Source organism: Kosakonia sp. (genome assembly GCF_032052965.1).
In the GTDB taxonomy this organism is placed as follows: Bacteria; Pseudomonadota; Gammaproteobacteria; order Enterobacterales; family Enterobacteriaceae; genus Kosakonia.
On sequence record NZ_DAMBVN010000005.1, the window covers coordinates 43768 to 59115 of the forward strand.

Here is a 15348-nt window from a genome sequence, read left to right on the forward strand (position 1 = left end):
ACCCCGCAGGATTTTGCGTTGTCGCCAACTCACTCGCGCCGTGCAAAACGAAGAGGGATTTTTTTGCTACTGGAACATAACGACGCATGACGACTCAGGCCCCACCTTCCGCGTTGCTCCCGTTAAATTCGGAGCAACTGGCGCGCCTTCAGGCGGCCACGACTGACTTAACTCCGACCCAGCTTGCCTGGGTTTCCGGCTATTTTTGGGGCGTGCTGAACCAGCAGCCTGGCGCTGTTGTTGCCGCACCGGCTGCGGCGGCTGAGGTTCCGTCCATTACCCTGATTTCCGCCTCGCAAACCGGCAATGCCCGCCGCGTAGCCGAAGCGCTGCGTGATGATTTACTGGCGGCAAAACTTAACGTCAACCTTGTCAACGCGGGCGACTATAAATTCAAACAGATTGCGAATGAGAAGTTATTGGTGATCGTGGCATCGACCCAGGGCGAAGGTGATGCCCCGGAAGAAGCCGTGGCGTTACATAAATTCCTGTTCTCTAAGAAAGCGCCAAAACTGGAAGGAACCGCCTTTGCGGTGTTCGGTTTGGGCGATACATCGTACGAGTTTTTCTGCCAGGCCGGGAAAGATTTCGACAGTAAGCTGGCAGAACTGGGCGCCGAGCGCTTGCTGGATCGCGTGGATGCCGATGTCGAATATCAAGCCGCCGCCGCTGAATGGCGCGCCCGCGTGGTAGAGGTACTTAAAGCTCGCGTACCAAAAGATACCCCTGCGCAGGCGGTGGTGTCGGCGACAGGGGCGGTGAACGAGGTGTTCTCCAGCCCCTATACCAAAGAAGCACCGCTGACCGCGAGTCTGTCGGTCAATCAGAAAATTACCGGTCGCGATTCAGAAAAAGACGTGCGCCACATTGAAATCGATCTTGGCGATTCAGGACTGCGTTATCAGCCGGGCGACGCACTGGGCGTGTGGTATCAAAACGATCCGGCACTGGTGAAAGAGTTGGTTGAACTGCTGTGGCTGAAAGGTGACGAACCGGTCACTGTCGACGGGAAAACCCTGCCGCTGTCTGACGCGTTGCAGTGGCATTTTGAACTGACAGTTAACACCGCCAATATTGTGGAAAATTACGCCACGCTGACCCGCAGCGAATCACTGCTGCCGCTGGTCGGTGATAAAGCGCAATTGCAGCACTACGCGGCGACTACGCCTATTGTGGATATGGTGCGTTTCTCACCCGCGCAACTGGATGCCGCCGCGCTCATTAATCTGCTGCGCCCGCTGACACCGCGTCTCTATTCAATAGCCTCTTCGCAGGCGGAAGTGGAGAGCGAAGTTCACATCACTGTCGGCGTTGTGCGTTATGACGTTGAAGGTCGCGCTCGTGCTGGCGGCGCGTCCAGCTTCCTTGCCGATCGCGTGGAAGAAGAGGGCGAAGTCCGGGTATTTATCGAACATAACGATAACTTCCGTCTGCCCGCCAATCCGGAAACCCCGGTGATTATGATTGGGCCGGGTACCGGTATTGCGCCATTCCGCGCCTTTATTCAGCAGCGCGCCGCCGATGAAGCGCCCGGTAAAAACTGGCTTTTCTTTGGCAATCCGCACTTTACCGAGGACTTCCTCTATCAGGTTGAGTGGCAGCGGTATGTGAAAGAGGGCGTGCTGAACCGTATCGATTTAGCCTGGTCCAGGGATCAAAAAGAAAAAATTTACGTACAAGACAAACTGCGCGAACAGGGTGCGGAATTGTGGCGCTGGATCAATGACGGTGCGCACATTTATGTCTGCGGCGACGCCAATCGTATGGCGAAAGACGTCGAGCAGGCTTTACTGGACGTGATTGCCGAATTCGGTGCGATGGATGCCGAAGCGGCGGATGAATTTTTAAGTGAGCTGCGCGTTGAGCGCCGTTATCAGCGAGATGTCTACTAATGAGCGAAAAACATCCTGGCCCTCTGGTGGTCGAAGGCAAACTGGCCGATGCCGAGCGCATGAAGCTCGAAAGTAACTTCCTGCGCGGCACCATTGCGGAAGATTTAAACGACGGTCTGACGGGCGGATTCAACGGCGATAACTTTCTGCTGATCCGCTTTCATGGCATGTATCAACAGGATGACCGCGATATTCGCGCGGAGCGCGCAGAGCAAAAACTCGAGCCGCGTCATGCCATGCTGCTGCGCTGCCGTTTGCCTGGCGGTGTCATCACTCCCACCCAGTGGCAGGCGATCGATAAATTTGCCCATGACAACACGATTTACGGCAGCATTCGTCTGACTAACCGTCAGACTTTCCAGTTCCACGGCATTCTGAAGAAGAACGTGAAGCCGGTGCATCAGATGTTGCACTCCGTCGGGCTGGATGCGCTGGCGACCGCAAACGACATGAACCGTAACGTGCTGTGCACCTCCAACCCTTACGAGTCTGAACTGCACGCCGAAGCGTATGAGTGGGCGAAGAAGATCTCCGAACACCTGCTGCCGCGCACCCGCGCATATGCAGAGATCTGGCTGGATCAGGAAAAGGTCGCCACCACCGATGAAGAACCGATCCTTGGCCCAACCTATCTGCCGCGTAAGTTCAAAACCACGGTAGTTATCCCGCCGCAGAACGACATTGACCTGCACGCCAATGACATGAACTTCGTGGCAGTAGCGGAAAACGGCAAACTGGTGGGCTTCAACTTGCTGGTGGGCGGCGGTCTTTCTATCGAACATGGTAATAAGAAAACCTATGCCCGTACGGCGAGTGAGTTTGGCTACCTGCCAATTGAACATACGCTGGCGGTAGCCGAAGCGGTGGTCACCACCCAGCGTGACTGGGGTAACCGTACCGATCGTAAAAATGCCAAAACCAAATACACGCTGGAGCGCGTTGGCGTTGAAACGTTCAAAGCCGAAGTTGAGCGCCGGGCAGGGATCAAATTTGAGCCGATTCGCCCGTACGAATTTACCGGTCGCGGCGATCGTATTGGCTGGGTAAAAGGCATTGATAACAAGTGGCACCTGACGCTGTTTATCGAAAATGGCCGTATTCTGGATTACCCAGGCCGCCCGCTGAAAACCGGTCTGCTGGAAATTGCTAAGATCCATAAAGGGGAGTTTCGCATCACCGCTAACCAGAACCTGATTATTGCCGGTGTACCGGACAGCCAGAAAGCGAAAATCGAGAAACTGGCGCGCGCCCACGGATTGATGGACGCGGTGAAGCCGCAACGTGAAAACTCCATGGCCTGCGTCTCGTTCCCGACCTGTCCGCTGGCGATGGCGGAAGCGGAGCGTTTCCTGCCCTCTTTCGTCGACAACGTCGAGGCGGTAATGGAGAAGCACGGCGTAGGTGACGATCACATTGTCCTGCGTGTGACCGGCTGCCCGAACGGCTGCGGCCGCGCGATGCTGGCGGAAATCGGTCTGGTGGGCAAAGCACCGGGTCGCTATAACCTGCACATTGGCGGTAACCGCATCGGAACGCGTATTCCGCGGATGTACCGTGAAAACATTACCGAACCCGAGATCCTCGCATCGATTGACGAACTGGTCGCCCGCTGGGCGAAAGAGCGCGAAGAGGGTGAGGGCTTTGGCGACTTTACCGTGCGCACGGGCATCATTCGCCCGGTGCGCGATCCGGCGCGGGATTTCTGGGAATAACCCCCTGCAAGCCTGGTAGCGCTGTGCTATCAGGCCATTAACGCAGTCTGTCGGCCTGATCCGCAATGCGCTATCAGGCAACGAACACAGTGAGGAACTTATGTCCAAACTCGATCTGAATGCGCTGAACGCGCTGCCGAAAGTGGATCGCGTGCTTCAGCTCGCCGAAACGAATGCGCAACTGGAAAAGCTCAATGCCGAAGCGCGCGTCGCCTGGGCACTGGAAAACCTGCCGGGTGAGTACGTTCTCTCCTCCAGTTTTGGTATTCAGGCAGCAGTAAGCCTGCATCTGGTTAACCAGGTGGCGCCGGGGATCCCGGTGATCCTTACCGATACCGGTTATTTGTTCCCCGAGACGTACCAGTTTATTGATGAGTTAACGGACAAGCTCAAGCTCAACCTGAAAGTGTACCGTGCGGCGCAAAGCCCGGCATGGCAGGAAGCACGTTACGGCAAACTGTGGGAGCAGGGCGTTGAAGGCATTGAGAAATACAATGACATCAACAAAGTCGAGCCGATGAACCGTGCGCTGGCGGAATTGCACGCGCAAACCTGGTTTGCCGGTCTGCGCCGCGAGCAGTCCGGAAGCCGCGCCAGCCTGCCGGTGCTGGCGATCCAGCGCGGCATATTCAAAGTACTGCCCATTATCGACTGGGATAACCGCACGGTGTATCAGTATCTACAGCAGCATGGTCTTGGCTATCACCCGTTGTGGGATCAGGGCTACCTCTCGGTAGGCGACACCCACACCACCCGTAAATGGGAACCCGGTATGGCGGAAGAAGAGACGCGCTTCTTTGGCCTGAAACGCGAATGCGGGCTGCACGAAGGCTAAGCGTTATGCCCCTCTTCTACGAGAAAGAGGGGTTTTTTTATCCCATCAGGCTGACATGCGCCGCCACAATGCGCCAGCCCCAGGGAAACTTAACCCAGGTCTGCATCTGGCGCCCAATGCGCTCGCTGTTTTCTCGGGTGAATTCCGTACTCGCTACAGCCATATCGTCGCCAAATGTGGTGATGGTGGTATTGCGTAGCTGCCGTTCCAGCCCTGCGGAGGGGCGCGCATGGCGAAAATCACGGATGGCGGCAATGCCATAAAGATTTTCCGTTGCGCCGTAGCGCACGGTGCGTTCGTCATCCCAGAACAACTCATCCAGCACATCCACATCGTTACTGATTAACGCCTGTTCGTAACGGTAAAACGCCGCAGTGACTTCGTTGAGGATCGCCGGGCGGTTGATATTGTCTCGGTTCATTCTGCATCCTGTGAATAAAGAATCCCACTCTGTTCCAGCCGCCATGCGGCCTGTAAACAGTGCACTTCCTGCCAGGGTGCACCAATGATCTGCACGCCAATCGGTAAACCACTACCGGTATTGAGCGGCACCGTGACCACCGGCAACCCCAGAAAAGAGATGGGCTGCGTTAGCATGCCCATACTGGCTTTAACCGGCAGATCACACCCATTAATGCGCACGGTAGACGCGCCAATTCGCGTGGCAGTGCAGGGTGTCGCTGGCGCCAGTAACAGGTCGACATTGTTGAACAGGGGCAGCGTGTTATCGCGAAACCAGCCACGGAACCGCTGTGCCTGCAGGTACCATGCGGAGGGCGTCATCACGCCGGCCAGCAGACGCTCACGGGAGTTGGCTTCAAACCGGTCTGCATCACTGCGCAAAGCCGGAAGATAGTGATTTCCGCCTTCCGCCGCCGAAAGTAAAAATGCCGCCGTTCGGGCTAATTCGGCCTGCGGAAGAGTTAGCGTATCCGCCGCGCCCAGCGCCTGCGCGACGCGAGCGACGGCCTGACGCGCATTGTCATCACACCAGTCAGAAAAAAAACCGCCCAGCACGGCGCAGCGTAGTGTCGTTGAGCTTGTTAATTGCGGTAGCGCTGCTTCGTCGGGGCGGGAAGACTGCCAGCGGTCGTCTGCATCGTGACCCTGCAGGGTATCGTAGACGCGCGTCAAATCGTCTGTACTACGCGCCAGCGGCCCAATATGATCGAGACTGGCGACAAACGGGTGGCTGCCGCTGCGCGAAAGGCGGCCAAAGGTGGGTTTCAGACCATAAATGCCGCACAGCGAAGCGGGCACGCGAATGGATCCATTCGTGTCGCTGCCCAGCGAGAAGTTCACCATCCCGGCGGCAACGGCTGCGGCAGAACCGCCGGATGAGCCACCCGCCACGCGTTCAGGATCGCGCGGGTTGCGCGTTGGGCCGTAATGGCTGTTCTCGGTGGTGAAACCATAGGCGTAGGCATCCATATTGAGTGCCCCTGCCAGCGTCGCCCCGGCACAGTGAAGCTGGCGCAGGGCGAAGGCATCCTCCGCTGCTGGCGGTTGTGTGCTGAACAGCTCAGCCCCGGCAAGCGTGGTTATCCCTTTAATATCAAAAAGGTTTTTCACGGCGTAGGGTACGCCTGCCAGTGCGGGCAACGTTTCGCCACTGGTAAGGCGTTGATCGATCGCCACCGCTTCTGCCAGCAGCCTTGGCGCCGTGATCTCCGTAAAAGCGTTCAGCCGCGGGTTGTGCTGCGCAATGCGCGTCAGCGTTTGCTGCGCCAACTCCGTGGCGCTGAAGTGCTTTGCCCGCAGGCCGCGCTGGATCTCCCCAATCGATAAGCTCATAACCGGTACTCTCCTGCAACGTCCTGACGCTGTGGCAGGGGAAACGCCATCAACGGCTGCGCCATATCGGCAATACGGCGCAGTTGCACCTCCAGCTCCGCGCGGCGCTCATCATTCAGCGGTACCGACAGCAATTGCTCCATCAGCCGGATATACGCCGGCCAGTCGATCTCTGTGTTGTTCATGCTTGCTCCTTAAAATCCGGCGGCGCTGCCGTTGCTGCGAGGATCAAACGCCCCTTCCAGCATGCCGTTGGTATGACGCACAATCGCGCCCGCATGCCCGGTCGCCTCACTTAATCCGGGCAGCCACTCCACCTCATGGCCCCGCTCACGCAGTGCCAGAAAGGTTTGTTCACTAAAGTTTGCTTCCAGTTTCAGGCTGTCGGATGCCTGCCCCCAGGTGCGCCCCAGTAGCCAACGTGGCGCGCAGACCGCCGCCTGCAACGGCATTCCTTGCAGGATATGACGGGTAAAAATGGCTGCCTGCGTTTGTGGTTGCCCGTCGCCACCCATGGTGCCATAGACCATAGTGCGCCCGTCTTTCAGCCGTGCCGCGGCGGGATTCAGCGTATGAAAAGGTTGCTTGCCCGGCATGAGTGCCAGCAAATGCGAGGGATCGAGGCTAAATGCCGCCCCGCGGTTTTGCAGCAGGACGCCACTGTCGGGCAGCACCACTCCGCTGCCGAATTCATGGTAAATACTCTGGATAAACGAGACGGCGAGCCCATTTTTATCGACGACTCCCATCCAGACCGTGTCACCTGGCCCTTTGCCCTCGCCCCATGGCGCAGCACGATATTCATCAATGCTGGCGGCAAGCTGTTCCAGTGGCACCTGTTCCAGCAGGCTCTGGACCGGCAACGTTACATGACGGGGATCGGTGATATAGCGATCGCGCAGGCCAAACGCCTTCTTGGTGGCTTCCACTATGCGGTGGATGGTTTGTACTTCGTTGGCCTGCGCCATCTCAAGGTGGTCGGTAATGCCGAGGATCGCCAGCGATACCAGCCCCTGAGTCGGTGGCGTCATATTGAACACGTCGCCCTGGCTATGCTGGAGCTTAAGCGGTACGCGGCGCTGAGCGCGGTGCATCGCCAGATCCTGGGCGGTGATGGGGATGCCCAGCGTTTGCATTTCATCGGCTATTTGTTCTGCAAGTCCTCCACGATAAAAACTGTCCAGCCCGTCGGTGGCCAGCCGGGTCAGCGTGCGCGCCAGCCTCGGTTGGCAAAACCGGCTTCCTGCCATCGGCACAGCGCCCTGAGGGAGAAAGGTGCCGGCAAAACCGGGAACATCGACCAGCTCCTGGTATTTGCTCTGCGTGGCGTTGGCCTGCGAATGGGTTACCGGGATCCCGTCGGCGGCATAGTGGATTGCGTCCGCCAGCAGGCGTGAGAGCGGTAACGGTGCGCTGCCCAGTGCCGCAGAGACGTTTAATGCTTCATCCCAGCCGCTGAGTGTACCGGGGACGGTAAGCGCGGCCAGCGTACCGCGATGAGGAATATGCGTATGCCCGGCATACAGCGCCTGGGTCGCCTGTTGCCCGGCCGCACCACTGGCATCAATGGCCAGCGCTTCGCCCTGTGGCGGCACAATCAGCCAGAATCCATCACCGCCAATGCCATTCATATGAGGGTAGGCGACCGCAATCGTAGCGGCGGCGGCAACCATCGCCTGAATGGCGTCGCCGCCGTGGCGTAAAACCGACAGTGCCGACTCGCTGGCGAGATGGTGTGGTGTTACCGCCATACCCGAGGGGGCCATATTACTTTGCATCGTTACGCTTCCTGTTTCTTCCGGTAAGTGGGAAAGCGTAAGCAAGAGGCGTTCCAGATTGACGACATGTGTTTCACTGTGTCAGCTTATCGTGAAACAAAAGTTGCAGGAGAAGCTATGCAGCAGCTGGATGAACGACTGCGGGCGTGCTATGACCAGCTTTCGCCCCAGGAACAACGGGTTGCCTCGTTTATTATCGATCATTTTGACGATCTGGTGAGTTATAACAGTGCCGAGCTGGCGCGGCTGAGCGGGGTGTCAAAGGCCACGGTTAGCCGCCTGTTCAAGCGGCTGGGTTACGATCGGTTTAAAGTGATGCGCGATGAGCTGCGCACGTTGCGCCAGAGCGGTATGCCGTTAACGGAAAACCGCGACGCTGTACAGGGCAATACCCTGCTGGCGCGTCACTATAAGCAGGAAATGGCGAACCTGACGCAGTGGGTAAACGCGCTGGATAGCGGGCAGTTTAACGCGGTGATCGACGCGCTGGCGCAGGCGAAAAGGATCGTGATTATTGGTCTGCGCAACAGTGCGCCGGTGGCGCTGCACCTGCGCCAGCAGTTACTGCAAAGCCGTGGCCAGGTGCTGATTGTGCCGCAGCCAGGGCAGACCCTCGCAGAAGAGCTGGTGGATATCACCCCTGCCGATATGGTGGTGGTGGTGGCTTTTCGTCGTCGGCCACGGGTGGTGCGACCGCTGCTGGAAGCACTGCATAAGCAGGGCGTACCCTTGCTGGTGATCAGCGAACCGCAGGCCACGGCGATAAAAGCCCTGTGCCGCTGGCATATTAGTCTGCCGCTGGACAGCGTCTCAGCCTTCGACAGCTACAGCAGTGCCATGAGTCTGGTCAATCTGTTGGCGAATGCCTTGTTGCACACCACCCTGACGGAAGGACGGCAACGGATCCATCACATTGCTGCGCTGTACAATGAACTGGACGAACTAGAACAGCGTTGAAGCACTAAAACAGTGCGTCTGCACCATGTCGTTGACGTATAACGGGGCGTTCTTCGCCCCGACAGGTTTCCTTTTACTCCCACTCTTTCTGCGCTTGCAGGTGCTGGTGCTGCGTAATTGTCTATGGCACATTAGTTGCAGAAATAAACTTAAAGAATCTTTCGTTTCATCGTCTGTGTGATTGCACACCAAAGGATGCGCCCATGTTCGATTACCCGCAGTTCCCGCAAATCAATCCACCTCAGCGCTTGTTAATGGGGCCGGGGCCTATCAATGCCGATCCGCGCGTGCTGCGTGCGATGGCGAGCCAACTGGTGGGGCAATACGATCCGGTCATGACCGGGTATATGCAGGAGGTAATGGCGCTCTATCGCGGCGTATTTCGTACCCAGAACCGCTGGACGATGTTGGTAGATGGCACATCCCGCGCGGGTATTGAGGCGATTCTGGTGTCTGCCATACGCCCTGGAGATAAAGTGTTGGTACCGGTTTTTGGCCGCTTTGGGCATTTACTGTGTGAAATTGCCCGCCGCTGCCGTGCCGAGGTGCACACTATTGACGCCCCCTGGGGTGAGGTATTTACGCCGGATCAGATTGAAGACGCCATCGCGAGGGTGAAACCGCGTTTGTTACTGACCGTGCAAGGCGATACCTCCACCACCATGTTGCAACCGCTGGCAGAACTGGGGGAGATTTGCCGCCGACACGGGGTGCTGTTTTATACCGACGCGACAGCATCACTGGGAGGCAACGTGCTGGAAAGCGATGCCTGGGGCCTGGATGCCGTCTCCGCCGGGTTGCAGAAATGCCTTGGCGGCCCCTCCGGCAGCGCGCCTGTCACCTTAAGCCCGGCGATGGAAGCGGTGATCCGCGCGCGCAAATGTGTCGAGCAGGGTATCCGTACCGATGCTCATCAGGACGGTGCTGACGAGATGGTCTACTCCAACTATTTCGATCTCGGCATGGTGATGGATTATTGGGGGCCGGAGCGCCTGAATCATCACACTGAAGCCACCAGCATGCTGTTCGCCGCCCGCGAATGCGCGCGCATTATGTTGGAAGAGGGCATGGAGAATCTCATTGCCCGCCATGCGTTGCACGGGCGCGCTTTACTGGCGGGGATCCAGGGGATGGGGCTGGCCGTGTTTGGCGACATCAAACACAAAATGAATAATGTGCTTGGGGTCGTGATCCCCCGCGAAGTGCACGGTGAGGAAGTGCGTAAACGCCTGCTTGAGGATTTCCATATTGAGATTGGCACCTCGTTTGGCCCGTTACAGGGCAAGATCTGGCGCATTGGCACCATGGGGTATAACGCGCGCAAAGATTGCGTATTACAAACCCTGACCGCGCTGGAAGCGGTACTCAACCGTTTAGGGTTCCGCACCGTTCAGGGCGCCGGGATGCAGGCGGCGTGGGATATCTACGACGGAGCAATAGGATGATGACCGCAGAGCAGGCCGCGCGCGCGGCGCAGCGGGTGCTGGCGCGTTGCGACATTCTGGCGCACATCAGCGAAACCCCGGATCAGTTAACCCGAGTTTATTTGTCGCCGGAGCATATGCAGGCTAATGCACAGGTTGCAGAGTGGATGCAGCAGGCAGGCATGCAGACCTGGCAGGATGCTGTGGGCAACGTTTGCGGGCGCTATGAAGCGGCGCAGGAGGGGGCTCAGGCAATACTGCTGGGCTCACACCTGGATACCGTGCGTAATGCCGGGCGTTATGACGGCATGCTCGGCGTATTAACGGCCATAGAAATTGTCGACGGGTTACACCAGGCGAACCTGCGTGGCAGCCAGGCGATTGAAATCGTGGGCTTTGCTGATGAAGAAGGTACGCGTTTTAATATCACTTTGCTCGGCAGCCGCGGCCTGACCGGGAGCTGGCCCGCGCACTGGCTGGATTGTGAAGATGCCCGGGGGATCACGGTGGCGCAGGCGCTGGCGAATGTCGGGCTGGATGCATCGCGTATTGCCGAAGCCGCGCGCCCGCAGGCGGATTTTTCGGCTTACCTGGAGCTGCATATTGAACAAGGCCCCGTACTGGAGCAGGAAGAGCTGGCGATGGGGGTGGTTACGGCTATCAATGGCGCGCGTCGCCTGACCTGCCGTTTTACGGGTGAAGCCGGGCATGCCGGAACAGTTCCTATGCGCCATCGCCGCGATGCGCTTGCTGCCGCCGCCCAGTGGATAGCGTTTATTGAACAGGCCGCACAGCAAGCCGGGCCGGAACTGGTGGCCACTGTCGGCACGCTGCAGTGCGAACCTGGCGCGGTAAACGTTATCCCTGGGAGTGTGACGCTGACGCTCGATATTCGCAGCCCGCATGATGAGCAACGTGACGCGCTACTGGATCGTTTACTAAGCCAGGCAAACGAGATTGCCGCCCGGCGCGGGCTGAGTTTCAGCCATGATATTTTTTACACTATTGCCGCAACCCCTTGCGACGCATTACTGCGTTCACAACTGGCCGACGCGGTGCAGAAAGTGCAGGGAAGGGCGCTACAGTTGCCAAGCGGTGCGGGCCACGATGCCATTGCTATAGCTGAACGCTGGCCATCGGCAATGCTGTTTGTGCGCTGTGAAAAAGGGATCAGTCACCATCCGGCAGAGCGCGTAGTGGCAAGCGATGTTGCGCAGGCTCTCCAGGCCATGAGCCATGTTGTGCAACGGCGCATACTGATGTGTGACGAGATAAGGCAACCGGGGTAGCAGAGTAATGGAGACAGTTACCTGCCGCGCTCTGTCCTGCAATGGCTGCGCAAGGTACCGCCTTTTCCTGCGCAGCGCATTAGGCGTAATGCGCATCATCACCTAAGGCCCTCTCGGGCCGTTGCAGTCCAGTTAAGGCCCCTTTTCCCGCAGGGGAGAGGGGAATATGCAAGACAGGTTTACCCAAGCGTAAACGGATCGGCGTCCTGCCAGGCGGGGAACTTCTCGCGGTAGTCATTGAGCGCGCTTAATGACAATTCAGCGTCAATGCGAGTGGCCAGGTGCGGCTCGGCGGTGGCGATGATTTCGCCCTGTGGGCTGATGACCCGGCTGTCGCCGCGATAGTGGTGGCCATTGCCGTCAGTGCCGACGCGGTTGCAGCCTGCCACCCATGCGAGGTTTTCGATGGCGCGCGCCACCAGCAGCGATTGCCAGTGCAGCGATCGCGGCGCGGGCCAGTTGGCAACGTACAAGAGCAGATCATAATCGTTGCGATTGCGCGACCACACCGGGAAGCGCAGGTCATAACAAACCAGCGGCAGAATACGCCAGCCGCGCCACTCAAACACCACCCGCTCGTGACCGGCTTCATAGTGATGGTGCTCATCCGCCATGCGGAATAAGTGGCGTTTATCGTAGAAGTGCACCTTGCCTTCCGGCTCCACCAGTAAAAAGCGGTTCACCGCCCCACGCCCGGTTTGCAATGCGGCGCTGCCGGCAACCAGCGCATTGGTCTGGCGGGCTTTCTCCTGCATCCACGCCACCACGTCTTCCTCTGGCATCGACTGTTTAGCCGCTTCCATCGCAAAGCCGGTGGTGAACATTTCGGGTAACACAATCACATCGCGCCCGGTGACCTCTTCCAACTGGATGTCAAAATGGCGCAGATTGGCTGGCCCGTCCATCCAGACTAACGGTTGTTGTAACAGCGTAATTTTTAAACCCGGCACAGTGTCGACTCCCCGTAAGACAGCATTTTCACACTGTAGCATGGCAAGAAAGAGAAAAAACCCGCGATAAGCGGGTTTTGGCAGAAGGGTTAACGCGGGTGCGCGGGAGGTGGCAATATCAGGCTGCTTCCACCTTGCGCACCTTTTCCGGCGCTTTTACCACCGGTTGGGTCGCCAGGGCATCGGCCTCGAAGTCATCGACATTGATGCTGCGCAGACGGCTGGCCTCCGCTTTTATCAGCAGTGCGGCTTCATCCTGGTTGATAAGCCCGGCCGCCAGTGCCTGTTGTGCCAGGTCATCGAGACGCGTGAAGGGCAGGTTTTTCCCCAGCTCTTTGCAGACGCGTTGGTGAATCGGATCGGCAGCCATCACGTCCAGCAACGCTTCTTCCAGCAGACCGACCGGGTTATGCGCGCTGGCGGTCAGGTACTGGCCGCGGCCAATACGCGAACGGGTTGCGCTTGGGGTTTGCAGGATCTTCGCGACTTTATGATCCAGCTTATCGGACGGCGCCAGATAGTGACGACCCGTCGGGAAGATCATTACGCTCAGCGCGCCAGCAACAAAGCGGTTAGGGAAGTTGTCCAGCAGATCGCTCATCGCCTGCTCTGCCTGATGAAGCGCGTCCTGCACGCCCCAGTGAACCAGCGGCAGATCCGCTTCCTGGCGTCCTTCATCGTCGTAACGTTTCAGTACAGCCGAGGCGAGGTAAAGCTGGCTTAACACATCTCCCAGGCGTGCAGAGATACGTTCGCGGCGTTTCAGGCTGCCGCCGAGCACCGCCATCGACATATCTGAGAGCAGCGCAAGGTTGGCGCTCAGGCGGTTCAGATGCTGGTAATAACGTTTTGTGGCATCGCGGGTTGGCGTTGCGCTGGTTAAACCGCGTGTCAGGCCCAGCCAGAAGCTGCGGACGGTGTTGCTGCCCACGTGACCAATGTGTTTGAACAGCAGTTTATCAAAGGCATCCGCATCGTTATTTTGTGCGGCGGCCATCTCATCCAGGACATACGGATGGCAGCGAATGGCGCCCTGACCGAAGATCATCATGGTACGGGTCAGGATGTTAGCCCCTTCCACGGTGATGGCAATCGGCGCACCCTGGTAAGACCGGGCAAGGAAGTTGCTCTCGCCGAGCATAATGCCTTTACCGCCAGCAATATCCATCGCATCGATGATGGACTGCTGACCACGGTGGGTGCAGTGATATTTAACAATCGCCGACAACACCGCCGGTTTTTCGCCGAGCATAATGCCGTAGGTGATAAGTGACGCTGCGGCGTCCATCACATAGGCGTTACCGCCAATGCGGGCTAATGGCTCTTCAATCCCTTCCATTTTACCGATAGAGACTTTGAACTGTCGGCGAATGTGGGCATAAGCACCAATACCCATTGCGACCGATTTCACCCCGCCGGTGGAGTTGGACGGCAGGGTGATCCCACGGCCAACAGACAGACATTCCACCAGCATACGCCAGCCCTGACCGGCCATTTTTGGCCCGCCAATAATGTAATCAATCGGTACAAAAATATCGTTACCACGGGTCGGACCATTCTGGAACGGTACGTTCAGCGGGAAGTGGCGGCGGCCAATTTCCACACCGGGTGTGGTGGTTGGGATCAGCGCACAGGTGATACCCAGTTCTTCATCGCCGCCCAGTAATTTATCCGGATCGGAGAGTTTGAACGCCAGGCCAAGCACGGTCGCAATCGGCGCCAGCGTGATATAACGTTTGTTCCAGGTCAGGCGCATACCGAGCACCTGCTCGCCCTGCCAGTCGCCCATACAAACCACTCCGGTATCCGGAATGGCACCTGCATCAGAGCCCGCTTCCGGGCTGGTGAGTGCAAAGCATGGGATTTCCAGACCACGCGCCAGACGCGGCAGGTAGTGATCTTTCTGCGCCTCTGTACCGTAGTGTTGCAGCAGTTCGCCTGGGCCTAAGGAGTTGGGAACGCCGACGGTGATGGCCAGAATGCCGGAAACGCCTGCGAGTTTTTGCAGCACGCGTGCCTGGGCATAGGCCGAAAACTCAAGACCGCCGTACTCTTTTTTGATGATCATCGCAAAGAAACGATGCTCTTTTAAGTACGCCCACAATTCCGGCGGCAGATCGGCCATTTCATGCGTGATCTGGAAGTCATTCGCCATGCGGCAGGCTTCTTCGACCGGGCCATCAAGAAACGCCTGTTCTTCGGCGGTCAGGCGCGGCTGGGGATAGTTGTGCAGTTTTTTCCAGTCCGGATTGCCGCGGAACAGGTCGCCTTCCCACCAGGTGGTGCCAGCGTCGATGGCTTCTTTTTCTGTGCGCGACATGGGCGGCATCACTTTGCGGAAGCCGCGGAATACCGGAACAGAAATCAGCGCTTTGCGCATCGGCGGCAAATTAAACGGTACCAGTATGATCGCCAGTGGCAGCAGAACCCAAAGCGACCACAGGCCAGAGAGGCCCAGCGCGGCGGTCCACGCCAGTAAAATCAGGCTGCTGAGCAGCAAATTAACCCGGTGGTAAAACAGCACCCCGAGCAGTACAACCGTTGCGATAAGGCTCAAAATCATCATAGAAAAAAGCTCCCTGTCTTGTAGGAGGTCTGACCACTTGTGATGATATGGTTGTAGTGGAAGCGAATTCTTTTATCAATGTGTTTACAAAATAATTACAACCTGGTTCACATTGTTGAAGGCAATTTGCGCACGGATAACGAAAAACGCC

At 57.9% G+C, this 15348-nt stretch carries 12 protein-coding genes; 6 read left to right on the forward strand and 6 right to left on the reverse strand.

Going from position 1 to position 15348, the window contains the following annotated elements; translation table 11 throughout:
* Positions 1–86 precede the first annotated feature (86 nt).
* The 3 genes from cysJ (at position 87) to cysH (ending at position 4439) form a co-directional block, all read left to right on the forward strand.
* Positions 87–1892, forward strand: coding sequence for an NADPH-dependent assimilatory sulfite reductase flavoprotein subunit (gene cysJ / locus RTX30_RS08365; RefSeq protein WP_312688819.1), 1806 nt, complete (start codon positions 87–89; stop codon positions 1890–1892).
* Positions 1892–3604, forward strand: a complete 1713-nt coding sequence (gene cysI / locus RTX30_RS08370) for an assimilatory sulfite reductase (NADPH) hemoprotein subunit (RefSeq protein ID WP_312688821.1) — start codon at positions 1892–1894, stop codon at positions 3602–3604. Before cysJ ends, cysI begins: the two co-directional genes overlap by 1 nt.
* Positions 3605–3704: 100 nt before the next feature.
* Positions 3705–4439, forward strand: a complete 735-nt coding sequence (gene cysH / locus RTX30_RS08375; protein WP_312688823.1) for a phosphoadenosine phosphosulfate reductase — start codon at positions 3705–3707, stop codon at positions 4437–4439.
* Positions 4440–4476: 37 nt separating this feature from the next.
* Here cysH and hpxZ read toward each other — a convergent pair whose 3' ends face one another.
* From hpxZ to RTX30_RS08395, 4 genes are read right to left on the reverse strand one after another with little or no spacing between them, the layout of a single operon-like run.
* On the reverse strand, positions 4477–4860 hold the full coding sequence (hpxZ, locus tag RTX30_RS08380) for an oxalurate catabolism protein HpxZ (RefSeq protein ID WP_312688825.1): 384 nt from the start codon (positions 4858–4860) through the stop codon (positions 4477–4479).
* The gene (locus RTX30_RS08385) at positions 4857–6233 is read right to left on the reverse strand and encodes an AtzE family amidohydrolase (protein ID WP_312688827.1); all 1377 of its coding nucleotides are present in this window, start codon (positions 6231–6233) and stop codon (positions 4857–4859) included. Before RTX30_RS08385 ends, hpxZ begins: the two co-directional genes overlap by 4 nt.
* Positions 6230–6418 (reverse strand): oxalurate catabolism protein HpxX, encoded by a 189-nt coding sequence (hpxX, locus tag RTX30_RS08390; RefSeq protein ID WP_312688828.1) that lies wholly within the window; start codon positions 6416–6418, stop codon positions 6230–6232. The genes RTX30_RS08385 and hpxX overlap by 4 nt, the downstream gene beginning before the upstream one ends.
* Before the next feature lie 9 nt (positions 6419–6427).
* Positions 6428–8011, reverse strand: coding sequence for a gamma-glutamyltransferase family protein (locus RTX30_RS08395; RefSeq protein WP_312688829.1), 1584 nt, complete (start codon positions 8009–8011; stop codon positions 6428–6430).
* A 117-nt stretch (positions 8012–8128) separates the two neighbouring features.
* Between RTX30_RS08395 and RTX30_RS08400 the strand changes: the two genes are divergently transcribed.
* The 3 genes from RTX30_RS08400 to hpxK all read left to right on the forward strand — a co-directional run bounded on the left by RTX30_RS08400 (position 8129) and on the right by hpxK (position 11681).
* Positions 8129–8968 carry a MurR/RpiR family transcriptional regulator gene (locus RTX30_RS08400; protein WP_312688830.1) on the forward strand — a complete coding sequence of 280 codons (840 nt, stop codon included), beginning with the start codon at positions 8129–8131 and terminating at the stop codon, positions 8966–8968.
* A gap of 203 nt (positions 8969–9171) precedes the next feature.
* Positions 9172–10413, forward strand: coding sequence for an alanine--glyoxylate aminotransferase family protein (locus tag RTX30_RS08405; protein WP_312688832.1), 1242 nt, complete (start codon positions 9172–9174; stop codon positions 10411–10413).
* Positions 10410–11681: an allantoate amidohydrolase gene (gene hpxK / locus RTX30_RS08410; protein WP_312688834.1), complete on the forward strand. Its 1272-nt coding sequence runs from the start codon at positions 10410–10412 to the stop codon at positions 11679–11681. The genes RTX30_RS08405 and hpxK overlap by 4 nt, the downstream gene beginning before the upstream one ends.
* 179 nt (positions 11682–11860) lie before the next feature.
* Here the strand turns inward: hpxK and RTX30_RS08415 are convergent, their stop codons facing one another.
* Both RTX30_RS08415 and fadE read right to left on the reverse strand, forming a co-directional pair.
* Complete coding sequence (locus tag RTX30_RS08415) at positions 11861–12631, reverse strand: amidohydrolase (RefSeq protein WP_312688835.1); 771 nt, start codon at positions 12629–12631, stop codon at positions 11861–11863.
* Between the two features lie 118 nt (positions 12632–12749).
* Positions 12750–15197 carry an acyl-CoA dehydrogenase FadE gene (gene fadE, locus RTX30_RS08420; RefSeq protein WP_312688837.1) on the reverse strand — a complete coding sequence of 816 codons (2448 nt, stop codon included), beginning with the start codon at positions 15195–15197 and terminating at the stop codon, positions 12750–12752.
* Positions 15198–15348 lie beyond the last annotated feature (151 nt).

Bases quoted from the DNA above. Each gene is read 5' to 3' on its own strand.
- hpxX (WP_312688828.1), bottom strand. From the start codon at position 6,418: ATGAACAACACAGAGATCGACTGGCCGGCGTATATCCGGCTGATGGAG.
- cysH (WP_312688823.1), top strand. From the start codon at position 3,705: ATGTCCAAACTCGATCTGAATGCGCTGAACGCGCTGCCGAAAGTGGAT.
- RTX30_RS08385 (WP_312688827.1), bottom strand. From the start codon at position 6,233: ATGAGCTTATCGATTGGGGAGATCCAGCGCGGCCTGCGGGCAAAGCAC.
- fadE (WP_312688837.1), bottom strand. From the start codon at position 15,197: ATGATGATTTTGAGCCTTATCGCAACGGTTGTACTGCTCGGGGTGCTG.
- cysJ (WP_312688819.1), top strand. From the start codon at position 87: ATGACGACTCAGGCCCCACCTTCCGCGTTGCTCCCGTTAAATTCGGAG.
- RTX30_RS08395 (WP_312688829.1), bottom strand. From the start codon at position 8,011: ATGCAAAGTAATATGGCCCCCTCGGGTATGGCGGTAACACCACACCAT.
- cysI (WP_312688821.1), top strand. From the start codon at position 1,892: ATGAGCGAAAAACATCCTGGCCCTCTGGTGGTCGAAGGCAAACTGGCC.
- RTX30_RS08405 (WP_312688832.1), top strand. From the start codon at position 9,172: ATGTTCGATTACCCGCAGTTCCCGCAAATCAATCCACCTCAGCGCTTG.
- hpxK (WP_312688834.1), top strand. From the start codon at position 10,410: ATGATGACCGCAGAGCAGGCCGCGCGCGCGGCGCAGCGGGTGCTGGCG.
- RTX30_RS08400 (WP_312688830.1), top strand. From the start codon at position 8,129: ATGCAGCAGCTGGATGAACGACTGCGGGCGTGCTATGACCAGCTTTCG.
- hpxZ (WP_312688825.1), bottom strand. From the start codon at position 4,860: ATGAACCGAGACAATATCAACCGCCCGGCGATCCTCAACGAAGTCACT.